Source organism: Virgibacillus salexigens (genome assembly GCF_014905415.1).
Lineage (GTDB): Bacteria > Bacillota > Bacilli > Bacillales > Amphibacillaceae > Virgibacillus > Virgibacillus salexigens.
Window position 1 is genome coordinate 1 of record NZ_BNEO01000089.1, and the last position, 323, is coordinate 323.

Sequence of the window (323 nt, forward strand, 5' to 3'; positions counted from 1 at the left end):
CAATTTTTTCTGCCAGATAATTGGTTCGCTCAAACAGAATAGTGCGGATATTATCCAACTGCCTCACCATCTTTTCTGTTAACGCTTCTTGATTTTCTAAACGTGCATTTGTTTCTTTCTGTTTTTTATCATGGTTATGCACACGTTCTACAAGACCTTCCTGTAATTCTAAATGTGCTTCAACCCTCTTGGCAACATCGGCACTCGCCTGTTCAGACATTTTTAATTGCTCCATTAATTTTTCATCCGAATCTTTCAGCATAACCATTTGCTTGTGAAAATCCTGTTTAGATAATTGATGGTCATTTAAAACATTTTCCAGA

General features: G+C 36.2%; 1 pseudogene. It reads right to left on the bottom strand.

Annotated features, from left to right (window positions below):
- Window positions 1-323, bottom strand: a pseudogene (locus tag JKP73_RS22365) (hypothetical protein); the annotation flags it as partial.